The following is a 25,781-nucleotide window of genomic DNA, read 5'->3' as shown; positions in this document are numbered from 1 at the left end:
GGGGCCCCGAGCTTGCGTCGGCGTCCTGGCACCGCACCCCGTGAGGACATGCCGCCAGTCGACGCCCGCCCGAAGCCCGCGAAGACGTCCGCCGCCGAGGCCGCGCCCGCCTTCCCGCTGCGCGTGGCCGCGGTGGACGTGGGCTCCAACGCCATCCGCTTCCTGGCGGCCGAGTTCGCCTCGCTCGCCGAGTACGCGGTGCTGGCCGAGGAGCGCGTCCCCGTGCGGCTGGGGCACGACGTGTTCCTCACCGGCCGGCTGACCCCCGAGGCCATCGACGCCGCCGTGGCGGCAATCGCCGGCTTCCGGACGCAGATCGAGGCGCTGGGGATCGGGCACTACCGCGCCGTCGCCACCAGCGCCACCCGCGAGAGCCGCAACGGCGCCGACTTCGTCGAGCGCGTCCACGACGAGACGGGGATCGACCTGGAGGCCATCACCGGGCAGGAGGAGGCGCGGCTCGTCTACCTGGCCGTGCGCCACCACGTCGACTTCGGCGAGCACAAGTGGATCTCGGTGGACGTGGGCGGCGGCAGCGTGGAGGTGTCGCTGGTGGACTCCAGCGGCATCCTGGGGAGCGAGTCGCACGTGATGGGCTCGGTGCGCCTCCTCGAGGAGCTCTCCGTGGCCGGCGAGGAGCCGGGGCGCTTCCGGCGGCTCCTGCAGGAGTACGCCGCCACGCTGCAGATCCCGACCATCGCCCAGCAGTGGAGCCCGAAAGGGGTGATCGCCACCGGCGGCAACGCCGAGGCGCTGGCCCGGCTCGCGGGCACCGACGCCGCGCGGGGGCGGGTGGCGTCCGTTCCCCTCTCCGCGCTGCGCGGGACCATCGAGCTGCTCTCGCGCCTCTCCTACCACCAGCGCGTGGAGCAGTTGGGCCTGCGCGAAGACCGCGCCGACGTGATCCTCCCCGCGGCCATGATCTACGAGCGGGTGGCCGCGCTGGCCGGGGTGGAGGAGATCCTGGTGCCCGCCGTGGGGCTCAAGGACGGCGTGCTGATCGACCTGGTGGAGGACCTGACCACCCACGAGGCGCACGAAGACCGCAAGGAGCGGCAGGCGCTGGCCGGGGCGGTGGCGCTCGGGCGGCGCTACGGGTTCGACGAGGAGCACGCCCTGCACGTGGCCGAGCTGGCCGGCTCGCTCTTCGACCAGCTCCAGGAGGTGCACGGCATGGAGCCCTCCGACCGGCGGATGCTGCTGGCGGGCGCCGTGCTGCACGACATCGGCACCTTCGTGGGCTACAAGAAGCACCACAAGCACTCGCTCTACCTGATCGCCAACTCCGAGGTCCCCGGCTTCACCCAGCGCGAGATCGACATCGTCGCCAACCTGGCGCGCTACCACCGCAAGGGCGTCCCCGCCGAGCACCACGAGGCGTTCACCGCGCTCCCCCCGGCCGACCGCGAGCGCGTGGTGAAGCTCGCCTCGCTGCTGCGCATCGCTGACGCGCTGGACCGCGAGCACCTGCAGGTGGTGCGCTCGGTCAGGGCGCGCGTCACCCGGTCCGGCAAGCTCAAGCTGAGGCTGGAGGCCAGGGGCGACCTGCTCCTGGAGCGCTGGGCGCTGCGCAGCAAGGGCGGCCTCTTCACCGGCACCTTCGGCCTGGAGATCGAGGTCGCCAACGGCGAGCCCGTGCCGGGGTGAGCCTCCGCTGTTAAAGCAAACTTGAATAGCGGGCGGCGCTATTAAAGTTTGAGGCCCGAAACTTTAATAGCGAGTGTCGCCATGATCCCGCGACTCGCGCTTGCATAGCCAAGCCTGCGGGGGAGAGGCGCTTCCTGCGCCGGGGCGACTCCACAAGTATCCCGAATCCGGCAAAGACTTTTCTCACGCAGAGTCAGCAGAGTAAGCAGAGAACCCCTCTGCAAACTCTGCTGACTCTGCGTGAGGCCTGCTGTTCCCGGATTTGATCTACCTGCCGGCCGACGAAGCATCGGACCGGCTCGTCGCATCCTCTTCCCCGCTGGCTGTCCCCTGTCCCCTGTTCCCCTGACGTTCAGGACGGCGTCGGCGGCTTGCTGCGGCGGCGGTCCTGGCGCACGATGTCGAAGACGATCCAGAAGCCGAGCACCGCCGCCAGCAGGAAGAAGATCATCGCCAGGGCGGGGTAGCCGAAGATGGTGTACCGCGTCTGCACCCGCATCATCATGGCGGCGCCCACGATCAGCGCGGCCGAGATGATGCCGGTGGTGAGCCGGTTCGCCACCTTCTGGATCCCCTCCGTAAGCCAGAGCTCCTCGTTCAGGTCCACCTTCATCGTCACGCGGCCTTGTGCGACGCCGTCGAGCACCTGGTTGAGCCGCGCGGGGAGCTTCTGGACGAACTCGTTCATCTCCAGGACGTTGGCCACCATCCGCCCCGGAGAGAGCGACTTGAGCATCCGCCGCTGCATCAGCTCGGCCACGTTGCGGCGGATCGAGGCGTTGGGGTCGAACTCGGGGTCGAGGGTCCGCCCCACCTGGTCGAGCGCCAGGAGCGCCCGCCCCAGCATCGCCATCTCCACCGGGAGGCGCACCCCCGTCTGCGCGGCGGCGCGGAACACCTCCAGCATGATGCGGCCGACCTCCACGTGCCTCGAGTCGGTCTGGAACTGCCCCACCAGGTCCGACGTGGTCTGCACGAAGGTGGCGCGGTCGAATTCCTCCTTCACCTCGCCCATCTCGATGGTGCGCTGGGCGGCCTCGGGGCCGTTGCCCTCGCTGATGGCCACCACCAGCCGGATCAGGTGGTCCTGCAGCCCGGGGCCGATGCGCCCCACCATCCCCAGGTCCAGCAGGGCCACGCAGCCGTCCTCGGTGAGGAAGACGTTGCCCGGGTGCGGGTCGGCGTGGAAGAAGCCGTCGACCAGGATCTGCTTGAGGTAGGCGCGGAAGAGCTCCTCGGCCAGCGCCACGCCGTCGATCTCCAGGTGCGCCAGCGGCGAGAGCTTGGTGATCTTGCGCCCCCGCACGAACTCCATGGTCAGCATGCGCGAGGTGCTGTAGTCGTCCACCGCGGTAGGGACGTACAGGCGCGGGAACTCGGAGAGGTTCTCGGCCAGGGTGGCCAGGTTGGCGGCCTCGCGCCGGTAGTCCAGCTCGTTGATCAGGCTCTTGCGCAGCTCCTGCAGGGTGCGGCCGAACTCGTACTGCTTCCCGGCCTTGGTGTGGCGGTCCATCCAGTCGGCCACCTCGGCCAGGGCGTCCAGGTCGTCCACGATCTGCTCGCGGATGCCGGGGCGCTGCACCTTCACCGCCACCTCGCGCCCGTCGCGCAGCCGCGCCCGGTGCACCTGGGCCAGCGAGGCCGCCGCCATCGGCTCGTGCCCGAAGTCCAGGAACGCCTTGGAGACGCGCACCCCCAGCTCCTGCTGCACGATCTTCGCGGCCTCCTCGGCCGGGAACGGCTCCACGTCGTCCTGCAGCCGGGCGAGCGCGTCGATGTACGGCTGCGGCAGCAGGTCGGGGCGGGTGGAGAGGAGCTGGCCCAGCTTGATGAAGGTGGGCCCCATCTTCTCCAGGTCGTCGGCCAGCTCGGCGGCGGTGGCCTCCGCGGCCGGGTCGGTGGCGGCCTGGTCCTCCTCCAGCAGCGCCTCCTCCAGCCCGGCGGTCTTCACCAGGTCGGTGCGGCCGTACTTGAAGAGCAGCTTCGCGAGGTCGCGGTAGCGCTTCAGGTGCTCGCCCTTCAGCGAGATGCCCATTCGTCTTCTCGAATCGTGCTGCGCGGGGGAAATCTTGTGAACTGCGCGGAACGGCGCGGGAAAACGCAGAAAGCGTGCTTGGGGGGTGCGCGGGGGGTGTCGGGGGGGCGTTGGGGGGGTGTTGGGGCGACTGAAGTCGCAGCAACAACAGCAGAAAGCCTCGCAAACCGCGCGAGGCTTCAACCGCAAACGGCACTTCGAGTTCGTCGCGCGGGGCGCCGAGGTGTTTCCCCTCTACCGCGCAGCGGGGGAGGGGAGCGCGCCCTCTGGCTGCGAGGAACGAGCAGCCGAGGGCCGCGCGGGGGAGGGGGCCTCCCCGCAGCGGGGGACGATCAATCCTTCTCGTCGAGCGCCGCTCGGAGGGCCGCCTCCAGCTCGGGGTAGCGGAAGCTGTGGCCGAGCTGGGTGAGGCGGCGGTGCTCCACGCGCTGGCTCACCAGCACGGTGCCGTCCGCCATCTCCCCGAACATCAGCCGGAGCGCGAAGGCGGGCACCGGCACCAGCGCCGGGCGCCGCAGCACCCGCCCCAACGTGCGGGCGAGCTCCTCGTTCGTCACCGCGCCGGCCACCACGTTCACCGGGCCCGCCATCCGCTCGTCGCGCAGCGCGCGCAGGATCACGTCGACCGCGTCGTCCAGCGAGATCCAGCTCATCCACTGGCGGCCGCTGCCCAGCCTTCCCCCCGCGCCCAGGCGGAAGGGCGTCAGCATCCTGGCCAGCGCCCCGCCGCGCGCGGTGAGCACCACCCCGAAGCGCGGCAGCACCACGCGGACCCCCGCTTCGGCGGCCGGGGCGGTGGCGGCCTCCCAGTCGCGCACCACGCCGGCCAGGAAGTCGTCGCCCGGGGCGCTCATCTCGTCCAGCCGCTCGTCGCCCCGGCTGCCGTAGAAGCCCACCGCCGACGCGTTCACCAGCACCCGGGGTTTGTGCGCCAGGCCGGCCAGCGCCTCCGCCAGCAGCCGCGTGGCGTCCACGCGGCTCGCGCGGATGCGCCGCTTCCGCTCCTCCGTCCAGCGCTCCCCCACGTTCTCACCCGCCAGGTTCACCACCGCGTCGAGGCCCTCCAGCGCCGTCGCGTCGATCCGTCCGGCCGCGGGGTCCCACCGCGCCTCGCCCTCGCCCTGCGGGGGGCGGCGCACCAGGCGCAGCACCGCGTGCCCCTCCGCCTCCAGCCGCCGCGACAGCTCCGTGCCGAGCAGCCCCGACGAGCCGGCGACGGCCACGCGCAGGGGAGGTGCGGAGGGCGGGGTCTGGTCCATTGAGCGGCTCCGGGCGGACGGCGACGGTCGGGTGCTCGAAACGATCATGGAAATGATACCGGCCGCCGCGCGCCCGGCAACCTCAATTCATAAGTAGGTAGTCCTAAGTGCTGAGTGCTGAGTCCTAAGTTGCCGGATCGGACATCGTCTGTGCAGTTCAGCACTTAGCACTTAGCACTCAGCACTCAGGACTTGAAAGTCGACAGAACTTCTGAGCACTTACTTATGATGCGGAAGGGCGGCCCCGCGGGGCCGCCCCTCGTCGCCTCGATCAGCCGACCGGCGGGCCGGATCAATAGAAGCGGTCCAGCTCGAAGCGGTCCTGGCTCACGTAGCGGCCCTGGAGGCGCACGTAGCTCCCCTGGCGCAGCTGCCGGAAGCGGTTGGCCTCGTAGCTGCTGGCGTTGTAGCGCAGGAACACGATCGCCTGGCCGCGCGAGGTGTTCACCGAGAACTCGCCGCGGTTGTAGTCCACCCAGTTGACGCGCCCCTCCAGGCTCTGCATCCCGTAGGTGGACCCGCTGCCGCTGGTGCTGCCGCCGTAGCCGCCGCGCTCCTGCACGCTCTGCGTCACGCTGATGTAGTCGGTGTACGCCGTGCCCTGCTGGTCCTGCCGGATGCGCATGGCCACCTGATCGCCGCGCTCCAGCGCCGTCACCGGGTACTCCTGCTGCTGGTAGACCACGCGCGTGCGGTTGTCGAAGTACACGTTGCCGACCTGGCCGTTGCTGGTCTCGATCTGGATGATCTGGCGTTGCGTATCCAGGGCGCGCACCTCGCCGTACACCTCGCCGTTGCCGCCGCCCTGCTGCCCCATCACCCCGCCGAGGACGTTCCCCAGCGTCCCGAGCTGCGAGCACCCGGCCGCGGCCAGCGTCGCCGCCGCCAGCACCGCGCCCCGCGCTCCCCGCATCAGCTTCGTCATGGCTCATCGCTCCTTCGGTTGCCCCCTGCGGCTCCGCTTACTCCGGCGGAGAGCCCGAGTGCTGGAGCAAACACGGTGCCACCGCGAGAGATGCATCTGATTGAATTACAATGGCTTAGACGATCTTGCCCGTCCCTGCCCGGAGACAGCGTCCGTCCCCACGATGTCCCAGCACTTCGCACTTCGCACTTCGCACTCAGCACTTGCTGTTCGGGCATGTCCCTCCGCTGCGCTCCGGGCCGGGCTGCGCGCGCGGTAAGGCAGCAAACAACGCTGCCCAACCGCGCCGGGCCACCGCCGCCACGATACTCCCTGTGGCGGCGGCGTCCCGGCCCTGTCGGGCGCGCATCCCTCATGCAACCGCGAACGGCGAAACCGCCCGAAAACAGGACCGCCGCCGGGCTCGAGGCCGGGCGGCGGTGGTCGTCTTCGGGAGAGAGCGGCGCGTCAGCGGCCCCGGCTGGGGACCCGGATCACCTGCCCGGCGCGCAGGCGCGACGAGCTCATGTCGTTGGCGTTCTTGAGGCGCTCCACGCTGGTGCCGTGGCGCCGGGCGATGGTCCACAGCGAGTCGCCCTGGCGCACGCGGTAGGTGATGAGCCGCGCGTTGGCGGAGCGGCCGGTGGAGCGCCGCGCCGTCTGCTGCGGGCGCGCGTCCGGCGCCCGGCCGATGTAGGCCAGGTACTGCCGCGGGTAGACCGCCACGTGGAAGTGCGGCGGGCGGTGCTCCTCGGTGGCCTCGATGGCGCCCTGGCGCTCCAGGTACAGGAGCGTCTCGCGCAGCCAGCTCAGGCAGCCGCGGCGCGTCGGCTTGCGGATGTCCACCGCCATCCCCGTGGGGTGCACCGACTTGTCGGCCGAGTTGAACAGCCGGAACGAGGTGGGGCGCACCCCGCTGGTGACCACCAGCCGCTCGCCGCAGGCGTCGCGGTACTGGCTGGACAGGCGCTGCACGAAGGTGCGCGTGGTCTCCAGCGCGTACGGGTAGGTCACCGCGTGCAGCCGGTAGTTCTCGTTGCCGCTCATGCGCACCAGGTCGCCCTCGCGCGCGGCGGAGCGCACCCCCGTCCCCGTCCGGAAGAAGGTCAGGTGGTGGTCGTGCGCCTGCTCGTACATGCGGTCCACGCTCGCCCGCGAGCCGCTCAGCGACTGCGCGCGGGCGCCCCCGGCCGTAAGGCCGAGCGCCAGCACGAAGGCGATGGGACCGACGATTCGGTGGATGCGCATCGGTTGCAGTGGGTCTGACGTGCGAGAGAGCATCTCGTCCGGACAGGGAAGACGTCCGGACGCCCTTCAGAAGAGCCCCCAACGCCGAAAAGACGGCACAACCAGGCCGTCCCCTCGACATATCGTACCCGCGATTCCGCGGGCGGTCAACCGTTTACACGCGCCGGCAGCGAGCTCGCCAGGAGAACGCGAGCCGCGGACGGGTTGTGACGGATGTGCGGAAGCGTGATGAATATCGCCTGTAAGTGGCTATCCCGCAAGGGGTTACTCACGCATTCGCGCACTTCCGCACTCACGCGCTCACATCTCGGGCGACGCCAGCCCCGGCGCGCGCCGGGGGCCGTAGAGGCGGCGGTACACCTCGGCGTTGCGGATCACCACCTTCACGTAGTGCCGCGTCTCGGCGAAGGGGATCTGCTCGCGGAAGGCGTCCACGTCGCGGCCGTAGCCCAGCTCGCGCTTCCAGCGGTCCGCGCGCCCCGGGCCCGCGTTGTAGGCGGCCAGCGCCAGGTCGCGCGCGCCGCGGTAGCGCCGCATCTGGTCGCGCAGGTAGCGGGCGCCCATGCGCAGGTTGATCTCCGGCACCGCCAGCAGCTCCGGCTCGAAGTTGCGGATCCCCACCCCGCCGGCCAGCCACGCCCCCGTCCCCGGCATGATCTGCGACAGCCCCGTGGCCCCCACCCACGAGCGCGCCCGCCGGTCGAACGACGACTCCTGCCGCACCAGCCCGGCCAGCAGCCAGGGGTCCACGTCCACCCGCTCCGCCTCGTCCAGCAGCAGCTCGCGGTAGGGGAAGGGGAACACCACGCGCAGCAGCCGGGCGTCCCAGGCGCCGCCGCGCTCCTCCAGCAGCGCGCGGCCCAGGCGGATGCCGTCGACCGGGTGCCCCGCGTCGCGCAGCCCCTCCGCCAGGACGAGCCGCGCGAGCGGACGCTCCCCGAGCCGGCGGACCTGCGCGTCCAGCTCCGCCTTCCACGCATCCTCCAGCCCCGCCTCCTCCAGCGCCCGCAGGCGGCGGAGCGCGGCGGCGGCGTCGGCCTCGTCGGCGGGGGCGGCGGGCCAGGGGAGCGCGCGGTCGGCGCCCGCCAGCGGGTCGGCGCCCATGCGGTCGGCCGCGCGGACCGCCGGGTAGGAGACGGGGTCCGCCGCGATCGCCGCCGCGTACATGGCGCGCGCCCGCTCCTCGCGCCCGGCGCGCTCGTGCAGCAGCCCCGCCTGGTACGCGGCCTCGGCGGTCTGCTCGCCCTGCGGCCAGCGCCCGGCGTACTCCTCCCAGGCGCGGATCGCCGCCGCCGTCTCGCCCTCCTTGCGGCTGCGGTCGCCCACGCGGAAGAGCGCCTCGCGCGCGTGCGGCGAGTGCGCCACCTCGGCCGCGCGGCGGTAGTAGACGATCCCCGTGGCCCGGTCCGCCGCCTCGTCGCCCAGCAGGAACCAGGCGGTCCCGGCGGCGGCGGTGCCCGCGCGGCGCTCGGCCAGGCGGCGCAGCGCCGCCCTCCCGTCGTCCGCCCGCCCCAGCCGCACCAGGGCGCGGGCGGCGTACAGCTCGGCCTCGGCGGCGCGCTCGGCGTCCAGCTTTTCGGCCGCCTCCAGCAGCCAGGCGCGCGCCGGCTCGTAGTCGGCCTCGTCGAAGAGGAGCCGGCCGACGCGCAGCCGCGTGGCCGCGTCGTCGGGCGCGCCGCGGGCCAGCGCCACCCGCAGCGCCTTCGCAGCCAGCCCGGGCTTCCCCGCCGCCTCGTACGCGGCGGCGCGGGCCAGCTGCTCGGCGGCCGTGCGCTCGCCGGGGAGGTCGCCCAGGAGCGCGGCCGCCGCGGAGCGGACCGTGGGCGCCGCGCCGCCGTCCGCGGCGACGCGGGCCAGGACGGCGCGCGCCTCGGGGCCGTGCCCGGCGGCCGCCAGGAGCCGCGCCTGCTTCAGCGCCAGCTCGGCCGCGGTGCGCGCGTCGAGCGCCGCCACCGCGCCCGCCTCGGCCTCCAGCCCGGCGGCGGCGCGCACCGTGTCGCCCGCGCCGAGCCAGTAGCGCGCTTCGGCGCGGGCGCGGTGGGCGCGCGCCGGGGCCGAGGCCTCGGCCGGGAGCGGCGCGGAGACCGCGGCGGGGTCGCCCGCCGCGGCGAGCGCCTCGGCCCGGAGCGCCAGCAGCCAGTCCGCCGCCTGCGGCAGGTCGCGCGCGGCGTCGGCGAAGGCCCCGGCGGCCTCGCGGGGGCGCTCCGCCCGGCGCAGCACCCGCCCGAGCCGGGCGGAGGCGACGCCCCGGGCCTCCCCCTCGGCGACGGCCGTGTAGCGGCGGTAGGCGGCGGCCGCGGCCTCCCACTCCTCCCGCGCCTCCTCGGCGCGCGCCAGCAGGAGGAGCCCGGCGCCGCCGCCCTCCTCGTCCAGCCACTCGCGGCCGGCCAGGAGGCGGCGCACGTGGCTCCAGGCGTCCCACCCGGCGGCCGCGCGCGCGGCGAGCAGCGCCACGGCGGGGGGCGCGTCGTCTTCGTCCTCCACGTAGCACCGCAGCTCGTTCCACGCCGCCCAGGGGCGCCCCGACTCCAGCTCGGCGCTGGCCTCGCGCGCGGCGGCCGTCATCCCCGCGTGCGAGAGCCCGGCGAAGGGGTCGGTGACGGCGGGCGCCTCCAGCGTGGTGATGCGGGAGAGACTCTCGCGCACGTCGCCCCGGCCCCAGGCCGTGCCGATTGCAAGACCGGTCGCGATCCCGGCGAAGCCGGCGTAGCGGACGAGCTCGGAGGAGAACTTCATGCGTGTGCTGCGGGTTCGGCGGAGCTGCTGGGCGTTTGGCGGCGGGTGGAGCGCGCGGTGCGGCGCGGCTCCACGCGGGACAGAGCACGAAACGGGCCGATCCCGTTCCATGGCAAAAGGTTACGGAGCGGGCACCGTCGTGTGGCTGGGGTAGAGGATGAACCCCGCCGGCCGCGCAGGGTTCCGCCGGCCCGGATCGCTCGCTCCGCTAACGTGCTGGCGGGGCGGGAGATGACGGGCGGAACGCGGTTGACAGACCGGGGGCGCGCCGATAAGTTATCCGCTCGCTTCCGCCCGGGAGCGACCGATCCGGCGTAGCTCAGTTGGTTAGAGCATCTGACTGTTAATCAGAGGGTCGCAGGTTCGAGTCCTGCCGCCGGAGCTTCTAAAACTGGACGAGAGCCCCGCCTGCCGATCGCAGGCGGGGCTCTCGTCGTTTCATGGCAATCGTGCAACAGCCCGTTGCACGATTGGCGGCGGCCTCACCTCGGCCTCGAGAGAGACCGGTCAGAGCGGTCAGCAGATCCTGCTCATGCCGCTTGCTCCGCCCGGGAGCGGAGTTCTGGAGCATGGCGCAGAATCCATCCACGCCCACGCAGCGCGCCAGGCTTCAGTGCGGTATCGCCACTCCAGAATCCCCAGCGCAGGAACAGGGGATCGGCATCCTCCCGCGCGAAATCCGTGAAGAGAGGGCTTAGCTCCGCCACGGTGAACAGGGGACGCGCGGGAGAGATTGCCCGGCAGACGCGCAGCGGTGCCTCCAGCTCCGGAGCCTTGCCGGCCGCGGAAAGCGCCAGGCTGAGGAGGGCGCCCGCCGTGGCCGACCCCAGGTCGTCCAGCTTGGACAGAGCGCTCTCCAGGCGAATCGGATCTACGAGGTCGTGGTTCGCCGCGAGCCAGGTTGCCGCAACCTGGAACAGGCGCGGATCCTCGCGGCTCCACCGGGCGGTCTCCGCGATCAGGGACTCGAGGTCGATCGGCGAGGGGTGTGGTGAAACCGTGAGCCACGCGCCGACACGTGCCCATTTGCGGGACAGTTCGTCCAGCTTCGCTTCCACTGCGCCTCGATTCATCGCTCTCGCTTCACCGGTCCCCGGGCGGCGGGGCATCACCCCGGAAGTGCTGAATCAGCTTTTCCATCCGTTCCGCCCGTGCTGCGTCGATCGATCTCAGGCGTTCGACCTGCCCCGACGCAAAATCCAGTTCCTGAAAGGACGGAGCAAGGATGTGCAGATCCTGCAGGTCACGCGCCCGTCTGGTGCCGCCCCACAGCTTCATCACGATGAGGTCGAGCCGCCCGACCAACTCCACGCGGACGGCTCCGAAGGTGCCCAACGCCTCCACCCGGCGTCGGTAGTCCGGAGGCAGGACGTCGATGTACGACTGTATGCTGGAGCTCACCCATCCCGCAGGTGCTCCGGCGCTACGCTCCACTCCCCGGATCGCCTCCTGAAGCTGCCCGAGGTCTGGGCGGGACTCGATCACGTCAATGTCCACGGTCGCGCGGTTCAGCTGGTCCCGGAGGATCAGGGCAGCGCTGCCGGCGAGGACGAGAGTCGCCGGTCCGCGGACGAAGTGCCCCAGTTCTTCCAGCAACCCAAGGATCTCCTCCTTCCCGAACGCATCTGGCATGGTGCGGCTCCCGCATCTGAGACAGAGGTGCTGCCATTGATAATGGATGGGCACCGAAGCCACGGAAAGCCGCACGGGATGTCAGCCGCGCCACGACCCGCGTGAGGGATGCGCGCCCGGAGGGCCGGGACGCCGCCGCCACAGGGGTATCGTGGCGGCGGTGGCCCGGCGCGGTTGGGCACAGTTGTACCGTGCCCTACCGCGCGCGCAGCCCGGCCCGGAGCGCAGCGGAGGGACACGCCCAAACCCGTTGTCGCAGTTGCGGTTCGTGGCTCCGCGTTCCGGAGCGCATACGAACTCTCTTGACTTCCCGGCCTCCACCCGCGCACCTTACCCACACTTGCTAAGGTGAAGAGAATAGGGGGAGACGCATGGCGACGGAACCGCTCAACCTGCTGCAGGGCACGCTGGACCTGCTGATCCTGCGCGCGCTGGCCTGGACGCCGATGCACGGCTACGGGGTCACGCAGTGGCTGCGCGAGCGCACCGACGAGGCGCTCACGGTGCAGGACGCGGCGCTCTACCAGGCGCTGCGCCGGATGGAGGGGAAGGGGTGGGTCGAGGCGGAGTGGCGAACGTCGGAGAACAACCGCCGGGCCCGCTACTACGCGCTCACGCAGGCGGGCCGCCAGCAGCTCGGGCGCGAGGCGGCCACCTGGCGGCGCTACGCGCAGGCCGTCTTCCAGGTGCTGGAGCCCATGCCGGGGGAGGCCTGAGATGACTGCCCCGAAGCGCGGCCGCGGCTTCCGCCTCCCCTGGCGCGACCGCGGCGAGATCGAGCGCGAGGTGGACGAGGAGATCGCCTTCCACCTGCAGATGCGCGCCGAGGAGCTGGCGCGCCGGGGGGTGGACCCCGCGGCGGCGCGCGCCCGGGCCCGCGCCGAGTTCGGCGACGTGGCGGCGGCGCGGCGCGCCCTGGCTGCCACGGACCTGCGGGCGGAGCGCACGCGGGGCCGGCGCGAGTGGCTGCGCGAGGCCTGGCAGGACGCGGCGCACGGGACGCGGCTGCTCCGGCGCCGCCCGGTCTTCGCCGCGGGGGCCGTGCTCACGCTGGCGCTGGGGATCGGCGCGGCCACGGCGATCGTGGGGGTGGCCGACCACGTGCTGCTGCGGCCGCTCCCCTACCGCGACCCGGAGCGCGTGGTCACCCTGTGGGAGACGGATCGGGAGCGCGGCGACCAGCGGCAGGAGGTGTCGCCGGGGAACTTCGTGGAGTGGGCCGGGCGCAGCCGCAGCTTCGCGGCGCTGGGGCTGGCGGAGCCGTCGGGGTTCGACCTCACGGGCGGCGGCGGGCCGCCGGAGACGCTGCCCGCGTGGCGGGTGACGGAAGGCTTCCTCCCCGCGCTGGGCGTGCGCCCGCTGCTGGGGAGCGGCTTCCGGCCGCGCGACTTCCATCCCGGCGCCGAGCCGGTGGTGCTCCTCTCGCACGCGCTCTGGAGCCGGCGCTACGGGTCCGACCCCGCGCTGGTGGGCGGCCGGATCGAGCTGGACGGCAGGCCCGCGACCGTGCTGGGGGTGCTCCCCCCGTCGCTGGAGTACCCGGAGCGGCGCGACCTGTGGGCGCCCAAGGTGTTCCGCGACGACGAGCCCGAGGACCGGCGCTCCAGCTACATGACGGCGGTGGCGCGCCTGCGGCCGGGGGTGAGCGTGGAGGAGGCGCGGGCGGACCTGGCCCGGGTGGCGGCCGCACTGGCGCGCGACTACCCGCGCACCAACGCGAAGACCGGCGCGGCGGTGGTCCCGCTCGAGGAGGCGATCTTCGGCGCGGCCCGGCCGGCGCTGCTGCTGCTCTTGGGCGCGGTGGGGTGCCTGCTGCTGATCGCCTGCGCCAACGTGGCCGGGCTGCTCCTGGCCCGCGGCGCCGAGCGGCGGCACGAGCTGGGGGTGCGGGCGGCGCTGGGGGCGGGGCGCTCCCGCCTCCTGCGGCAGCTCCTGGCCGAGGCGCTCCTGCTGGCGGTGCTGGGCGGGGCGGCGGGGCTGGCGGTGGCCCACTTTGCCCTGCGGCTGCTGGCGGCGCTGGGCCCGGCGGAGCTGCCGCGGCTGGACGCGGTGGCGCTGGACGCGCGGGTGGCGGCGCTCTCGCTCGGGATCACCCTGGCCACGGCGCTCCTGTTCGGCGTAGGGCCGGCGCTGCGCCTCTCCCGCGCCGCCCCCCGGCCGCTCCTGGGCGCCTCCGGGCGCACGACGACGCCCGGGCGCGGGCAGGGCCGGGCGCGCGACGCGCTGGTGGTGGCCGAGGTGGCGCTGGCGATGGTGCTGCTGGTGGGCGCGGGGCTCCTGGCGCGGAGCTTCGCGCGGCTGCTGGAGAACCGCCCCGGCTTCGCGGTGGAGCGCCGCGCGGCGGTGCAGGTCTTCCTCTGGGACCGCAACCCCACCCCCGAGCAGCGCGTCCGCCGCGCGCTGGAGATGGCGGCGCGGCTGGAGGCGGCTCCCGGCGTAGACGGCGTCGGCATCGTCTCGGCGCTCCCCTTCCACCCGCACCAGATCGCCGCCGAGGGCGACCTGCGGGTGCGCGGCCGCCCCGCCTCGCCGGACGGGGAGGCGCGGGTCTTCACCACGGTCGCCTCGCCGGAGTACTTCGGGGTGATGGGGATCCCGCTGGTGCGGGGGCGCCCCTTCGCCGCCGCGGACCGCGAGGGGAGCGCGCCGGTGGCGCTGGTGAACGAGACGCTGGCGCGGCGCTTCTTTCCCGGCGAGGATCCCGTGGGGCAGCGGGTGACGGTGGGGGTGATGGGCCCGCCCCTGGAGCGCCTGGTCGTGGGCGTGGTGGCCGACGTGCGGCCCACGGCGCTGGACAGCGACCCCCGGCCGGAGCTGTTCGTCCCCTTCGCCCAGTCGGGGCTGGGGAGCCTGACCTTCGTGGTGCGCACGAGGGGCGACGCGGCCTCGCTCCTCCCCGCGCTGCGCGGGCGCATCTGGGAGGTGGACCCCCTGCAGCCGATCTACCACGCCGGCACCGTGCGCGCGATGGTGGCCGAAACGCTGGCCGAGCGGCGCTTCCAGCTGCTGCTGCTGGGCGCGTTCTCGGCGGCGGCGCTGGTGCTCTCGGCGGTGGGGATCTACGGGCTGGTCGCCTTCGCCACCAGCCAGCGCACCCGCGAGTTCGGCATCCGCATGGCGCTGGGAGCGCGCTCGCGCGACATCGTGCTGGGCGTGGTGCGGCAGGGGCTCTTCCTCGGCGTCTCGGGCGTGGCGCTGGGACTGGTCGGCTCGCTCCTGCTCACCCGCTTCCTGGCGGGGCTCCTCTACCACGTCTCCCCCACCGACCCCGCCGTGCTCGGGCAGATCGCCCTGCTCCTCCTCGGCGTGGCCGCGCTGGGCGCGTACCTCCCGGCCCGCCGCGCGGCGGAGGTGGACCCGGCGGCGGCGCTCCGGGGCGAGTAGCCCGGTGATTCCGGAAAATGGCGGGCCTCACGCAGAGTCTGCACAGGTATCAGAGAACTCATCACTTGCTCGGGTTTCCTCTGCTACCTCTGCTTTCTCTGCGTGAGGCCAGGCTGTTGGTTGTCCTCTGATCAAAATCTCCCGGACGGATTACCCGATCTCGCTCGAGTTCGTCACGCCCGGCGGTGCGCCCGTCCCGAAAAAGGCTCCATCCGCGGACCGGTCACGCGCTTCGTCCCACTTCGCTTCCAGGCTGTCCGGAGCGCTCCCATCTTTCGCACCGTCCGTTTCTCCGCCCCGCCCACCCATCTCCCGCGTTTCCGGAGGAAATCATGTCCAGGCTACACCGCTGGCTCGCGGCCGTCGCCGCGCCGGCCCTGCTCGCGTCCGCGTGCACCCGCACGCCGCCGGCCTCCCCCGCTCCCGCGACCCGCGGCGGCCCCCCGGCGGCGGCCGCCCCCGCCGGAGCACCCGGCGCCGCGCAGGCGTCCGCCCCCGCGCCGGGCGGCGGCGCCGCCGCCCGGCAGAAGACGATCGCCGAGGTGACGGCGGGGAGCCGCCGCATCGACGGGCTCTTCCCGCTCTATCAGGACACCACCACGGGCGCCCTGCACCTGGTGGTGCGCGAGCCCCAGCTCGGCCGCGAGTTCATCTACTTCAACCACACCGCCGACGGGGTGGTCTCGGGCGGGCACTTCCGCGGGCAGTACCGCGGCAACCAGATCTTCCGCGTCCGCCGCGCGCACAACCGCATCGAGTTCGTGCGCGAGAACACCGCCTTCCACTTCGCCCCCGAGCACGCGCTGGCCCGCGCGGCCGAGGCCAACATCTCCCCCGCCGTGCTGGCCGTGCAGGAGATCGTGGCGCGCGACCCCGCGAAGGGCGAGTACCTGATCAAGGCGGACGACCTCTTCCTCACCGAGGCGCTCACCCAGGTGAAGCCCTCGCCCGTCCCGGGCCCGCCGCCGCCCCAGCCCGCCTTCGCCCTGGGCCAGCTCAGCAAGGCCAAGACGCGCGTGGCGGCGGTGCACAACTACCCGAAGAACACCGACGTGGTGGTCGACTACGTCTACGAGAACCCGGCCCCGGTGGCCGGCGGCGACCCCGGCGTGGCCGACCCGCGCAACGTGACCATCCGCGTGCGGCACTCGCTGATCGAGGCGCCCGAGGACGGCTTCGAGCCGCGCTTCGAGGACCCGCGCGTGGGCTTCTTCACCACCCGGGTGACCGACCTCACCTCCACCAGCGCCACCCCGTACCGCGACCCGATCAGCCGCTGGCGGCTGGTGAAGAAGGACCCCACGGCCGCGGTGTCGGAGCCGGTGCAGCCGATCGTGTTCTGGATCGAGAACACCACGCCCGTGGAGCTGCGCGAGACGGTGCGCCAGGCCGCGCTGGTGTGGAACCGGGCGTTCGAGGCCGCCGGCTTCCGCAACGCCGTGGTGGTGAACGTGCAGCCCGACGACGCCGACTGGGACGCCGGCGACATCCGCTACAACGTGATCCGCTGGACCTCGTCGCCCGCGCCGCCGTTCTCGGGGTACGGGCCCAGCTTCGTGAACCCGCGCACGGGCGAGATCCTGGGCGCCGACATCATGCTGGAGTTCGGCTTCGTCTCCAACCGCCTGCGCCACGACCGCCTCTTCGCCGAGGCCGCGCTCCCGAGCTTCGCCGGGGGCGACGGCGAGATCGACCCGCAGGCGTGCATGCTGGGCGAGCAGCTCCACGCCTCCACGCTCTTCGCCGCCGAGGCGCTCCGGGCCTTCGGGGCCGACGAGGTGGAGGTGACCAGCCGGCTGCGCGAGGCGCTGCACTACCTGGTGCTGCACGAGGTGGGGCACACGCTGGGGCTGATGCACAACATGAAGGCCAGCACCATGCTGAGCCCCGACCAGGTGCGCGACGCCGCCCTCACCGCCCGCACGGGGCTGTACGGGTCGGTGATGGACTACCCGGCCGTGAACGTGAGCGGCCCCGGCCAGCCGCGCGCGCAGGTGTACACCACCAGCGTGGGCCCGTACGACGTGTGGGCGATCCAGTACGGCTACGCCGACGAGATGCGCGACGCCGGCCGCCGCTCCACGCACCTGGCGCGCTCCGCCGAGCCGGGGCTGGCCTTCGGCAACGACGCCGACGACATGCGGGCGCCGGGGAAGGCGATCGACCCGCGCGTGATGCTCTTCGACCTCACGAGCGATCCCATCGGCTACGCCGAGGAGCGGATGGCGCTGGTGGACCGGGTGACGAAGGACGTGCTGCGCCGCTACACCACGCCGGGCGCCTCGTACCACGAGCTGCGCAACGCGTACCTGGTGCTCACCGCCGAGCAGGCGAACGCGGCCGCGGTGGTCTCGCGCCACGTGGGCGGCGTGTACGTGGACCGCGCGGTGGCGGGGCAGCCCGGGGCCACGCGCCCCTTCCGCCCCGTGCCGGGCGCCGAGCAGCGGCGGGCGATGGCGGTGCTGCGCGAGCACGTCTTCGGCCCCGGCGCGTTCAGCGCCCCCGCCGAGCTGTACGCGCACCTCCAGATGCAGCGCCGCGGCTTCGACCACCTGCCGGCCACGGAGGACCCGAAGGTGCACGACCGCGTGCTGAACGTGCAGCAGCAGGTCCTGGAGCACCTGCTGCACCCGGTGGTGCTGAAGCGGATCAGCGACAGCCGGCTGTACGGCAACGACTACCCGGTGGTCGAGGTGGTGGGCGACCTGACGGACGCGGTGTTCGCGGACGACCAGCGCGGCAGCGTGAACACCTTCCGGCAGAACCTGCAGGTGGCCTACGTGCAGCGCCTGCTGCGCATCGCCACCGACGCGCCGGGCTACGACGCCCCCTCGCGCTCGGCCGCCCTCACCAACCTGCGCCGGATCGAGCGGCTCGCCGCCGGCCGCGCGGGCGCCGACGCGGCCACCGCGGCCCACGCCGCCAGCCTGCGCTTCCTGATCGAGCGGGGACTGGAGGCGAAGTAGGCGGTCGCTCCCAGGCCGGTGACGAGAACCGCGGCCCCACGGGATTTCCGTGGGGCCGCGGTTCTTCGGGTATGGATTCCGCTCTCTTTGGGCTGTAGAGAAATAGATGCCGCAATGAAAGGTCTTTTCAGATCCGGGACGGGGTGCTAGGTTGTGCGGCACGTCCATTTCTCCCGCCTCGCTCCCACTCCCCCGTCGCCAATCCAATGACCCACACCCTGATCCCGCTGCCGACCGACTACGCCGAGTTCGTGCAGGAGCTGAAGCAGCGCATCCACGCCGCCCGCGTGCGCGCGGCGGCGGCCGTGAACCGGGAGCTGGTGCTGCTCTACTGGGAGATCGGCCGCGACATCCTGGCGCGGCAGGAGAGGCAGGGCTGGGGCGCGCGGGTGATCGACCGGCTGGCGGCCGACCTGCGCGCCGCCTTCCCGGGCGAGCGTGGGTTCTCGCCGCGCAACCTCAAGTACATGCGCAAGTTGGCCGAGGCGTACCCCGAGCTTGAATTTGTGCAGCAAGTTGCTGCACAAATTCCATGGGGGCACCCACCTCGTGCTGCTCGACCGGGTGAGGGAGCCCGCGGAGCGCGAGTGGTACTCCCGCCGCGCCATCGAGCACGGGTGGTCGCGCAACGTGCTGGCGGCGCAGATCGCGAGCGGGCTGGTCCACCGCCAGGGGCGGGCGGCGACCAACTTCGAGCGCACGCTGCCGCCGGCGCAGTCGGACCTCGCGCGCGAGCTGCTGAAGGACCCCTACACCTTCGACTTCCTGACGCTCGCGGAGAAGTGCCACGAGCGCGACCTGGAGCGCGCGCTCACCACGCACATCCGCGACTTCCTGCTGGAGCTGGGGGTGGGGTTCTCGTTCGTGGGGAGCCAGCACCGGCTGGAGGTGGGCGGGAGGGAGTTCTTCCTGGACCTGCTCTTCTACCACCTGCGGCTGCGCTGCTACGTGGTGGTCGAGCTGAAGGTGGGCGACTTCGAGCCGGAGTTCGCGGGGAAGATGAACTTCTACCTCGCCGCCGTGGACGACCTGCTCCGGCACCCGGACGACGGGCCGAGCCTGGGGATCATCCTCTGCAAGGGCCGCAACGAGGTGGTCGTGGAGTACGCGCTGCGCGGCTCCGCCAGGCCGATCGGCGTCACCACCTTCGAGCTGAAGCAGATGCTCCACGACGCACTTGGTGCCGCCCTTCCCGGCACTCCCGGCCTCCCCGCCCAGGCGGCCGCCACCGACCACGGACGAGCGGAACACGCGGAGGTCCCGGCGTCTCGGGAGCGCAATCGTGCAAGCGGCGCTTGCACAAATGGGAGCGGGCGGCGTTCCCGGGGGAAATAGTGCAGCAGGTTGCTGCACGATTCCCGGCAGGACGCCGAAGGGTGATCGCTTCACGGGGGCGGATCAAGGCCGGCGAGGTGGCTCGCGGGGGGTACGGGCGATAGTTTGGCGAGCATGTCTCCGCGTACTTCCGTACTTCCGTACTTCCGTACTTCCGTACTCCCGCACCGAGGTCCCGATGGCGAGCGCCTGCACCCACACCGACATGATCCAGGACGTGCGCCCCGACAGCGAAGGGTGCGAGGAGTGCCTGAAGACGGGGAGCTGGTGGGTGCACCTGCGGATGTGCCGCACCTGCGGCCACGTGGGCTGCTGCGACAGCTCGCCGAACAAGCACGCCACCAGGCACTTCCACGCCACCCGCCACCCGATCGTCAGGTCCGCCGAGCCGGGGGAGGACTGGAGCTGGTGCTACGTGGACGAGGTGGAGGTGGACGTCTGACGGCGTGGTGCGCGAGTGCGCACCCGTCTGCACTCGGGAACCCGGCGACCGGCCGCCGGATTGACTCCTCCGAACGGGTGCGCGGGCGTTTCACCGGATCAGGAGGCGGGTGGCGATGAAGACGTGGAGCTTGTTGCTGCTGCGGGTCTCGCTCGGGCTCTTCCTGGTCGTGTGGGGGCTCGACAAGCTGGTGAACACGGAGCATGGGCTGCTCGTCTCCGAGCACTTCTACCTGGGGATGTTCTCGGCGCCCGTGCTGCTGCGCGCGTTCGGGGCGGTCCAGGTGCTCGCGGGTGCGCTGGTGGTGCTGGGTCTGGCGCGGAAGGTGGCGTACCCGTTCCTGCTGGCGGTCACCGCCTTCACCCTGCTCGCCGTCTGGAAGTCGGTGGTCGATCCGCTGGCGATCGTCTTCGAGGACGCGAACCTGGTCTTCTTCTCCTCGATCGTGATCTTCCCCGCCTCCCTGCTCCTGTGGGCCTTCCGCGAGGAAGACGTCTACGCGCTCGACCGGCGCCGGCACCCCGAGCCCACCCGTCCCGCCGTCCTGGCCGGGTGATTCACGACCGATGAAAGATCGAGCGGGGCGCTCCACCTGGCGCGCCCCGCTCGTCTTTTGGATGACGCAGTTCCTGGGACCGGCTCAACCGTGCGACGCCGCCTCCGCGGACAGGCGCTCCAGCATGGGGACGACGTCGGCCAGGGTGGTGGCGCCGCGGTCGCGGACGTACCAGGTGCGCACCTCGCGGTAGCGCTCCTCCTTCGGCAGCGCCAGGCCCGTCTCCAGCACCCAGCGCTGCAGCGGCGCGGGGCGGGGGCCCCACCACCCCAGCTCGCGGAAGGCGGAGTCGAGCACGATGACCGCCGGGATCGAGCGCGAGGCGCCGGTCAGGTGCGCGTCCATCAGGTCGAGGTTCTCGTCGCGCGCCAGCAGCCGCAGCTCCAGCTTCCCGCCCGATCCTTCAGCCAGGCGCTGGAGGAGGGGGACGGTGTTGACCGAGTCGCCGCACCAGTCCTCGCTGAGGATGAGCAGCCTGAGCGGCGCGGGGAAGGCGCGGGCGCGCTCCGCCCACTCGGGGGCGACGGAGGCGCGCCCGTACAGCTTGGGCCAGAGCTCGGCCAGCTCCTTCGCCACGCCGAGGAACTGCTCGAACGTGAGCGCCTGGCCCCACTTCGCCTGCAGCAGCGCGGGGTCGGCGCCGGGGGCGGGGGCGTGCGCGGAGGTGTCGGGAGCGGGGGTGGCGCCGGCGGTGGTGTCCATGAAACAGTCGGCGGGTCGAAGGGCGGGATCTCGGACATGTGGAGAATCGAGCGCTCGGCGTCCACTGACAAGGCTCCAACGACAGTGCCCAGCGCCCGAAGAGAGATACTGGGCACTGGGCACTCGGGACCGGGCACTTCAGTGTTACGACGTCGCCACCGGGCGGTCGGCGGGGGTGCGGCGGAAGAGCGCCGCGTCCAGGCTGTAGCGGCCGGCGCCGCGGGCGGAGAGGTAGAGGAAGAGGAAGCAGTAGAGCACCGCCAGCTCGCCCTTGTTCACGATCGGCCAGAAGCCGTTGGGCGCGTGGACCTGGAAGTAGGCCACCGCCATCTCCCCCGCCAGGATGAAGGCCACGGGGCGGGTGAAGAGCCCCAGCGCGATCAGGATGCCGCCCACGAACTCCAGCACCCCCGCGAGCCCGAACTGCGACATCAGCGGCGGGGTGGCGCCCTGCCCGTCCACGCCGCCGAACATCCCCAGCAGCTTCTGCGCGCCGTGCTGCCAGAACAGGAGGCCCGCCACCACGCGCAGCAGGGCGAGCGTCACCTCCTCGAAGCGGCTCATGAAGAACCTCATCGTCCCCTCCTCCCCTCTCCGGTCCAGTCGAGTCTCGGATCCCCTCGCCCGACGCGATGCAAGCTATGGGCGCGACGGCGCGGCCGGGGGCGCTCCACCGGGGCCGCCGCTCTCGCGCTCCCGCTCGCGGCGGGCGCGGTGCTCGGCCCGCAGGCGGTCGTACTCGGCCCGCTGCTCGGGGGTGAGCACGGCGCGGACCTCTTCGCGCGTGGAGTCGACGATCGCCTTCATGCGGCGTCCCTCGCCGTTCCAGAAGGCGTCCATCTGCGCGTGGCGGCGCTCCATGATGGCGTCGATCCGCGCGCGCTGCTCGGGGGTGGGGTTCACCTGGTCGATGATGCGGTCGCGCTTGCCGCGCGGGCCGTCGCACTCCTTCGCGGCCTGGGCGCCGGCCGCCGGGCGCGCCTCGGCCACGCTGTGGAAGGCCGCGCCCGCCAGCCCGCCGGCCACGAACACCGCGGCCAGGAGCGCCAGCCCCAGCAGCCGGGTCCGCGACGAAGACGGCGTGATCACCATGTATCTCTCGCTTGCTGAAGTACGTGTCCGTTACGCGCCGTGGAACTCGACGATCCTGGGCTCCGTGGATCAGAGCACTTCGCACTCAGCACTTCGCACTTCGCACTTTCCTACGGCAGCTCGTCCACCGCCACGTACAGGTCGCCGCGGGCCGGGTCGCGGCCCTCCACGATCCAGTCCGACACCGGCCGCGGCACGTCCAGGGACTCGGCCACCGTCTGCGCGGGCTGCGTGCCCTCGGCCACGCGCCCGTCCCACCACATCAGCCCCGCCGACACCGCCGCCACCAGCGCGGCCGCGGCCAGCGCCGGGCGCCGCCAGCCGGCCAGCACCGCCCAGGCGCTCCGGGGCGAGGCGGCGCGCGCCACGATGCGCGCCACCATCGCCTCCCAGCGCTCGCGGTCGTGCCGCGGGTCCAGGGGGGAGAGGTCGATGCGGTCCGGATGGAGCTCGTCAATCATCGGTCACCAGCATTCCCAGGGCTTTTCTCAGGCGGCGCCGGGCCTGGAACAGGTGGTAGCGCACGGTCCCGTCGGGGATCTCGAGCGCCTCGGCGATCTCGCGGTGCTTCCACCCCTCCAGGTCGTGCAGCAGCAGCACCTCGCGCTGCACCGGGGTCAGCTCGGGCATGGCGCCCAGCAGGCGGCGGCGCAGCTCCTCGCGCTCGGCGTCCTTCGAGGGGTCGTCGCCAGTGCGCGCCTCCCGCGCCTCGTCCAGCGGCGCCGCCGCGCGCACCCGGCGGTAGCGCACGCGATTGCGCGCGGTGTTGCGCACGATCTGGATGAGCCAGCCGGAGAAGGTGGCGGGGTTGCGGCACTCGTGCAGGCGCCCCAGCACGTTGGCGAAGGCGTCCTGCACCACGTCCTGGGCGTCGTCGGGGTCGCCGGTGACGCCGAGCGCCACGGCGTAGGCCGCGCCCAGGTGGAGCCGGACGAGCTTCTCGATCGCGCCGGCGTCTCCCTCCAGCGCGCGCTCCACCAGCAGGACGTCTTCGTCGGCCATGGCTCGCTCAATGACACCGGGCCCCGCGGGAGCGTTGGGGCCCTTCCGACGCGCCCTCGTGCACGAGTCCGGCCGCGCCTGCGACGGGTAAGTTACACACGTCGAACCGGCTGGTCCACGCCCCTTCCTTTCGGCCGCCCGGAACCACCGGGCTACGAAACAGCGGTTTCGGGCGTGTCCCTCCGCTGCGCTCCGGGCCGGGCTGCGCGCGCCGTAGGGCACGATACGACCGTGCCCAACGGCGCCGGGCCCGCGTCGGCCGAAACTGCCCTGCCGCCGCGGTCCCGGCCCTGTCGGGCGCGCATCCCTCACGCGGGTTCGTCGCGCGAAGCGCCCGGGGTCCCGTAGGGGCGAGCATGCGAGTCCGAGCATCGACAGCATCGGCGCAAGAGGCCGCCTGCCACGCACGGGCCTGCATCCGCCGGTCGAGGCATGCCTCGCCCCTGCGCGCGCTTCCGCGCGAGACCAGACATCCGCACCAGAGGCGTAAATCCACCTCTCCCCGAAGCTGGGAGAGAGCTCGTCGCTCCAGGGCGGCGGACGAGGGCGCCCGTCTTGACCCCCCGCGGCGCACCCGCGAAACTCCGTCCGTCGTCCCCCTCTCTTCGGTCTCCTCCGCCCTGCGAGTTGTCTTCCGATGGCCGTGACCGACCGGACCGACCGGGTGTGCGTGGTGGGGGCGGGGAGCTCCGGGCTGGCGGCCGCCCGCAACCTGGCCGAGCGCGGCTTCACGGCCGACGTGCTGGAGCGCGAGGACGACCTGGGCGGCAACTGGAACTACGGGAAGCCGTTCGCGCGCGTGTACCGCTCGACGCACATGATCTCGTCGAAGCCGTTCACGCAGTTCCCCGACTTCCCCATGCCCGCCCACTTCCCCGACTACCCGCACCACGCGCAGGTGCTGGAGTACCTGCGCGCCTACGCGGAGCGCTTCGGGGTGGCGGAGCGCATCGAGTACCGCACCCCGGTGCAGCGCATGGAGCCGGTGGACGGCGGGCGCGCGTGGGAGGTGGCGCTGGGGACCGGCGAGACGCGGCGCTACGGCGCGGTGGTGATCGCGAACGGGCACAACTGGTCGCCGAAGGTCCCCGGCTACCCCGGCGCCTTCGCGGGCGAGACGCTGCACTCGGCCGAGTACCGCACGCCCGACGTGTTCGAAGGGAAGCGCGTGCTGGTGGTGGGCGGCGGCAACAGCGGGTGCGACATCGCGGTGGAGGCGGCGCAGCACGCTGTCCGGGCATTCCACAGCACCCGCCGCGGCTACTGGTACATGCCCAAGTACGTGCTGGGCAGGCCCGCCGACCAGGTGGGCGACGTGCTGCTGAAGCTGCGCGTCCCCATCTCCGTGCGCCGCGCGATCGGCGCGGTGACGGCGCGGCTGCTCTTCGGGCCGCCGGGGAAGAACGGCCTGCCCAGGCCCGACCACCGCCTCTTCGAGACGCACCCGATCGTCAACTCGCTGCTGCCGTACTACGTGCAGCACGGCGGCGTCGTCCCCAGGCCCGACGTCGCCGCGTTCGAGGGAAAGACGGTGCGCTTCGCGGACGGGACGGCCGAGGAGGTCGACCTGGTCGTCTTCGCGACCGGGTACCACATCGACTTCCCGTTCATCGACCGCGCCTGGCTCAACTGGCGGGACGGGCGGCCGCGCCTCTTCCGCAACGTCTTCCACCCGGAGCTCGACACGCTGTTCGTGGCGGGGCTCATCCAGCCCGACAGCGGCCAGTTCGGGCTGGTGCACTGGCAGACGCGGGCCGTGGCGCTCTTCCTGGACGCCGCGCGCCGGGGCACCCCCGCCGCCGAGGCGTTCCGCGCCAGGCGGAGGAGCGTGGACGAGGACCTGGGCCACGGGATCCGCTACAAGGAGTCCACCCGCCACTACCTGGAGGTGGAGCACTGGAGCTACCTCAAGGGACTCAAGCGCCTCTGCCGCGAGCTGGCGAGGGGGCTCGACGCCGCGCCGGCCCCGCGCCCGGCGCCGCTCGCCGCCGCCGCGCGCTGACGCCCCGGGCCGAGCGTCGGGCGCGGCGCCTCCGCCCCGGCCGCCCGCCGTTCGACACGCCGAGGCGGGTTTTTAGCACCGCAGTTCTTGCGCAAACGGACGTTTGCGCGCATCTTCCACCGCCTGCCGAACTTCCGCCGGTCCGAATCGCCGGTCCACCGACACCCGAGCCCGATCCCGCCGCGTCCTTCCCGGGCGCGGGTCCACTTCCCCTTCCGGAGCACCACCGCCCATGGCCCTGATCACCTGCCCCGATTGCGGCAACCAGTACGACGACTCCCTCGCCAACTGCCCCAACTGCGGGCGCCCGAACCCCGCGCGCGAGGCCCCGCGGGGCGCGGCCGGCGGCGCCGGTGCGGCCGGTGCCGGCGCGGCGGGCGGCCCTTACGCGGGCGGTCCCGGCGGAGGCGCCTACGCGGGCGGCCCCGGAGGCCAGTACGCCGGCGGCCCGGGCGGGCCCGGCGGGCCGGGGGGCTACGGCGGCGCGCCGAACATCCCCAACTACCTGGTGCAGGCGATCCTGGTGACGCTGTGCTGCTGCCTGCCCACCGGCATCGTCGCCATCATCAAGTCGAGCCAGGTGAACTCCCGGCGCGACCAGGGCGACATCGCCGGCGCGTGGGCGGCCTCGGCCGAGGCCAAGAAGTGGTGCTGGATCTCGGTGGGCGCGGGCATCGTCGCCCAGATCCTCCTCTGGGTGCTGTGGGGCGCCTGGATCCTGGCGATCATCGGGATGTCGGCCGCCGAGTCGGGGGCCACGAACTACTGATGCCGACGGCCGCCGCCCAGCCGCGGCCGCTCCGGGCGCCCGCGGTCTCGCCGCGGGTGCTCTGGGGCCT

21 protein-coding genes and 1 tRNA gene are annotated in these 25,781 nt (G+C 72.8%); 10 read left to right on the top strand and 12 right to left on the bottom strand.

Translation table 11 applies throughout. The features are described 5' to 3' along the window. Positions 1 to 48 precede the first annotated feature (48 nt). A complete protein-coding gene (locus VF746_16510; GenBank protein ID HEX8694026.1) occupies positions 49 to 1,647 on the top strand; it encodes a Ppx/GppA phosphatase family protein in 1,599 nt (532 codons plus the stop codon). 352 nt (positions 1,648 to 1,999) lie between these two features. Here VF746_16510 and VF746_16505 read toward each other — a convergent pair whose 3' ends face one another. The 5 genes from VF746_16505 to VF746_16485 all read right to left on the bottom strand — a co-directional run bounded on the left by VF746_16505 (position 2,000) and on the right by VF746_16485 (position 9,829). Next, a complete protein-coding gene (locus VF746_16505; GenBank protein HEX8694025.1) occupies positions 2,000 to 3,682 on the bottom strand; it encodes an AarF/UbiB family protein in 1,683 nt (560 codons plus the stop codon). A gap of 332 nt (positions 3,683 to 4,014) precedes the next feature. Further along, a complete protein-coding gene (locus tag VF746_16500) occupies positions 4,015 to 4,941 on the bottom strand; it encodes a TIGR01777 family oxidoreductase (GenBank protein ID HEX8694024.1) in 927 nt (308 codons plus the stop codon). Positions 4,942 to 5,233: 292 nt separating this feature from the next. After that, positions 5,234 to 5,866 carry a hypothetical protein gene (locus VF746_16495; protein HEX8694023.1) on the bottom strand — a complete coding sequence of 211 codons (633 nt, stop codon included), beginning with the start codon at positions 5,864 to 5,866 and terminating at the stop codon, positions 5,234 to 5,236. Positions 5,867 to 6,313: 447 nt separating this feature from the next. Beyond that, positions 6,314 to 7,093: a DUF5715 family protein gene (locus VF746_16490; protein ID HEX8694022.1), complete on the bottom strand. Its 780-nt coding sequence runs from the start codon at positions 7,091 to 7,093 to the stop codon at positions 6,314 to 6,316. Between the two features lie 300 nt (positions 7,094 to 7,393). After that, the gene (locus VF746_16485) at positions 7,394 to 9,829 is read right to left on the bottom strand and encodes a lytic transglycosylase domain-containing protein (GenBank protein HEX8694021.1); all 2,436 of its coding nucleotides are present in this window, start codon (positions 9,827 to 9,829) and stop codon (positions 7,394 to 7,396) included. A 308-nt stretch (positions 9,830 to 10,137) separates the two neighbouring features. Between VF746_16485 and VF746_16480 the strand changes: the two genes are divergently transcribed. Continuing rightward, positions 10,138 to 10,211, top strand: a tRNA-Asn gene (locus VF746_16480). 148 nt (positions 10,212 to 10,359) lie between these two features. Here VF746_16480 and VF746_16475 read toward each other — a convergent pair. Together VF746_16475 and VF746_16470 are read right to left on the bottom strand one after the other, a co-directional pair. Then, complete coding sequence (locus VF746_16475; GenBank protein HEX8694020.1) at positions 10,360 to 10,887, bottom strand: hypothetical protein; 528 nt, start codon at positions 10,885 to 10,887, stop codon at positions 10,360 to 10,362. Between the two features lie 25 nt (positions 10,888 to 10,912). Next, positions 10,913 to 11,461, bottom strand: a complete 549-nt coding sequence (locus VF746_16470) for a DUF6036 family nucleotidyltransferase (protein ID HEX8694019.1) — start codon at positions 11,459 to 11,461, stop codon at positions 10,913 to 10,915. A gap of 371 nt (positions 11,462 to 11,832) precedes the next feature. On the opposite strand from VF746_16470, the gene VF746_16465 reads away from it, so the two are divergent. The 6 genes from VF746_16465 (at position 11,833) to VF746_16440 (ending at position 20,144) form a co-directional block, all read left to right on the top strand. Beyond that, complete coding sequence (locus VF746_16465; GenBank protein ID HEX8694018.1) at positions 11,833 to 12,177, top strand: PadR family transcriptional regulator; 345 nt, start codon at positions 11,833 to 11,835, stop codon at positions 12,175 to 12,177. Between the two features lies 1 nt (position 12,178). After that, positions 12,179 to 14,845, top strand: a complete 2,667-nt coding sequence (locus tag VF746_16460; GenBank protein ID HEX8694017.1) for an ABC transporter permease — start codon at positions 12,179 to 12,181, stop codon at positions 14,843 to 14,845. 332 nt (positions 14,846 to 15,177) lie between these two features. Continuing rightward, positions 15,178 to 17,811, top strand: a complete 2,634-nt coding sequence (locus VF746_16455; protein HEX8694016.1) for a zinc-dependent metalloprotease — start codon at positions 15,178 to 15,180, stop codon at positions 17,809 to 17,811. 516 nt (positions 17,812 to 18,327) lie between these two features. Beyond that, complete coding sequence (locus VF746_16450) at positions 18,328 to 19,146, top strand: PDDEXK nuclease domain-containing protein (GenBank protein ID HEX8694015.1); 819 nt, start codon at positions 18,328 to 18,330, stop codon at positions 19,144 to 19,146. A gap of 178 nt (positions 19,147 to 19,324) precedes the next feature. After that, positions 19,325 to 19,588: a UBP-type zinc finger domain-containing protein gene (locus tag VF746_16445; protein ID HEX8694014.1), complete on the top strand. Its 264-nt coding sequence runs from the start codon at positions 19,325 to 19,327 to the stop codon at positions 19,586 to 19,588. Positions 19,589 to 19,703: 115 nt separating this feature from the next. Then, entirely contained in the window at positions 19,704 to 20,144 is a 441-nt protein-coding gene (locus VF746_16440) for a DoxX family membrane protein (protein HEX8694013.1), read from the top strand. Positions 20,145 to 20,228: 84 nt separating this feature from the next. On the opposite strand, the gene VF746_16435 is transcribed toward VF746_16440, so the two are convergent. The 5 genes from VF746_16435 to VF746_16415 all read right to left on the bottom strand — a co-directional run bounded on the left by VF746_16435 (position 20,229) and on the right by VF746_16415 (position 22,940). Further along, positions 20,229 to 20,846, bottom strand: coding sequence for a thioredoxin family protein (locus tag VF746_16435; protein HEX8694012.1), 618 nt, complete (start codon positions 20,844 to 20,846; stop codon positions 20,229 to 20,231). A 144-nt stretch (positions 20,847 to 20,990) separates the two neighbouring features. Beyond that, positions 20,991 to 21,422, bottom strand: coding sequence for a DoxX family protein (locus VF746_16430; GenBank protein ID HEX8694011.1), 432 nt, complete (start codon positions 21,420 to 21,422; stop codon positions 20,991 to 20,993). A 63-nt stretch (positions 21,423 to 21,485) separates the two neighbouring features. Beyond that, a complete protein-coding gene (locus VF746_16425; protein ID HEX8694010.1) occupies positions 21,486 to 21,938 on the bottom strand; it encodes a hypothetical protein in 453 nt (150 codons plus the stop codon). Between the two features lie 110 nt (positions 21,939 to 22,048). Next, positions 22,049 to 22,399 (bottom strand): hypothetical protein, encoded by a 351-nt coding sequence (locus VF746_16420; GenBank protein ID HEX8694009.1) that lies wholly within the window; start codon positions 22,397 to 22,399, stop codon positions 22,049 to 22,051. After that, positions 22,392 to 22,940, bottom strand: a complete 549-nt coding sequence (locus VF746_16415) for an RNA polymerase sigma factor (GenBank protein ID HEX8694008.1) — start codon at positions 22,938 to 22,940, stop codon at positions 22,392 to 22,394. Before VF746_16415 ends, VF746_16420 begins: the two co-directional genes overlap by 8 nt. A 643-nt stretch (positions 22,941 to 23,583) precedes the next feature. On the opposite strand from VF746_16415, the gene VF746_16410 reads away from it, so the two are divergent. Together VF746_16410 and VF746_16405 are read left to right on the top strand one after the other, a co-directional pair. Beyond that, complete coding sequence (locus VF746_16410) at positions 23,584 to 24,942, top strand: FAD-dependent oxidoreductase (protein HEX8694007.1); 1,359 nt, start codon at positions 23,584 to 23,586, stop codon at positions 24,940 to 24,942. Positions 24,943 to 25,174: 232 nt separating this feature from the next. After that, on the top strand, positions 25,175 to 25,711 hold the full coding sequence (locus tag VF746_16405) for a CD225/dispanin family protein (GenBank protein HEX8694006.1): 537 nt from the start codon (positions 25,175 to 25,177) through the stop codon (positions 25,709 to 25,711). Positions 25,712 to 25,781 lie beyond the last annotated feature (70 nt).

It is taken from the genome of Longimicrobium sp., from assembly GCA_036389795.1.
Lineage (GTDB): Bacteria > Gemmatimonadota > Gemmatimonadetes > Longimicrobiales > Longimicrobiaceae > Longimicrobium.
This window is presented reverse-complemented; position numbering and strand designations above follow the sequence as displayed.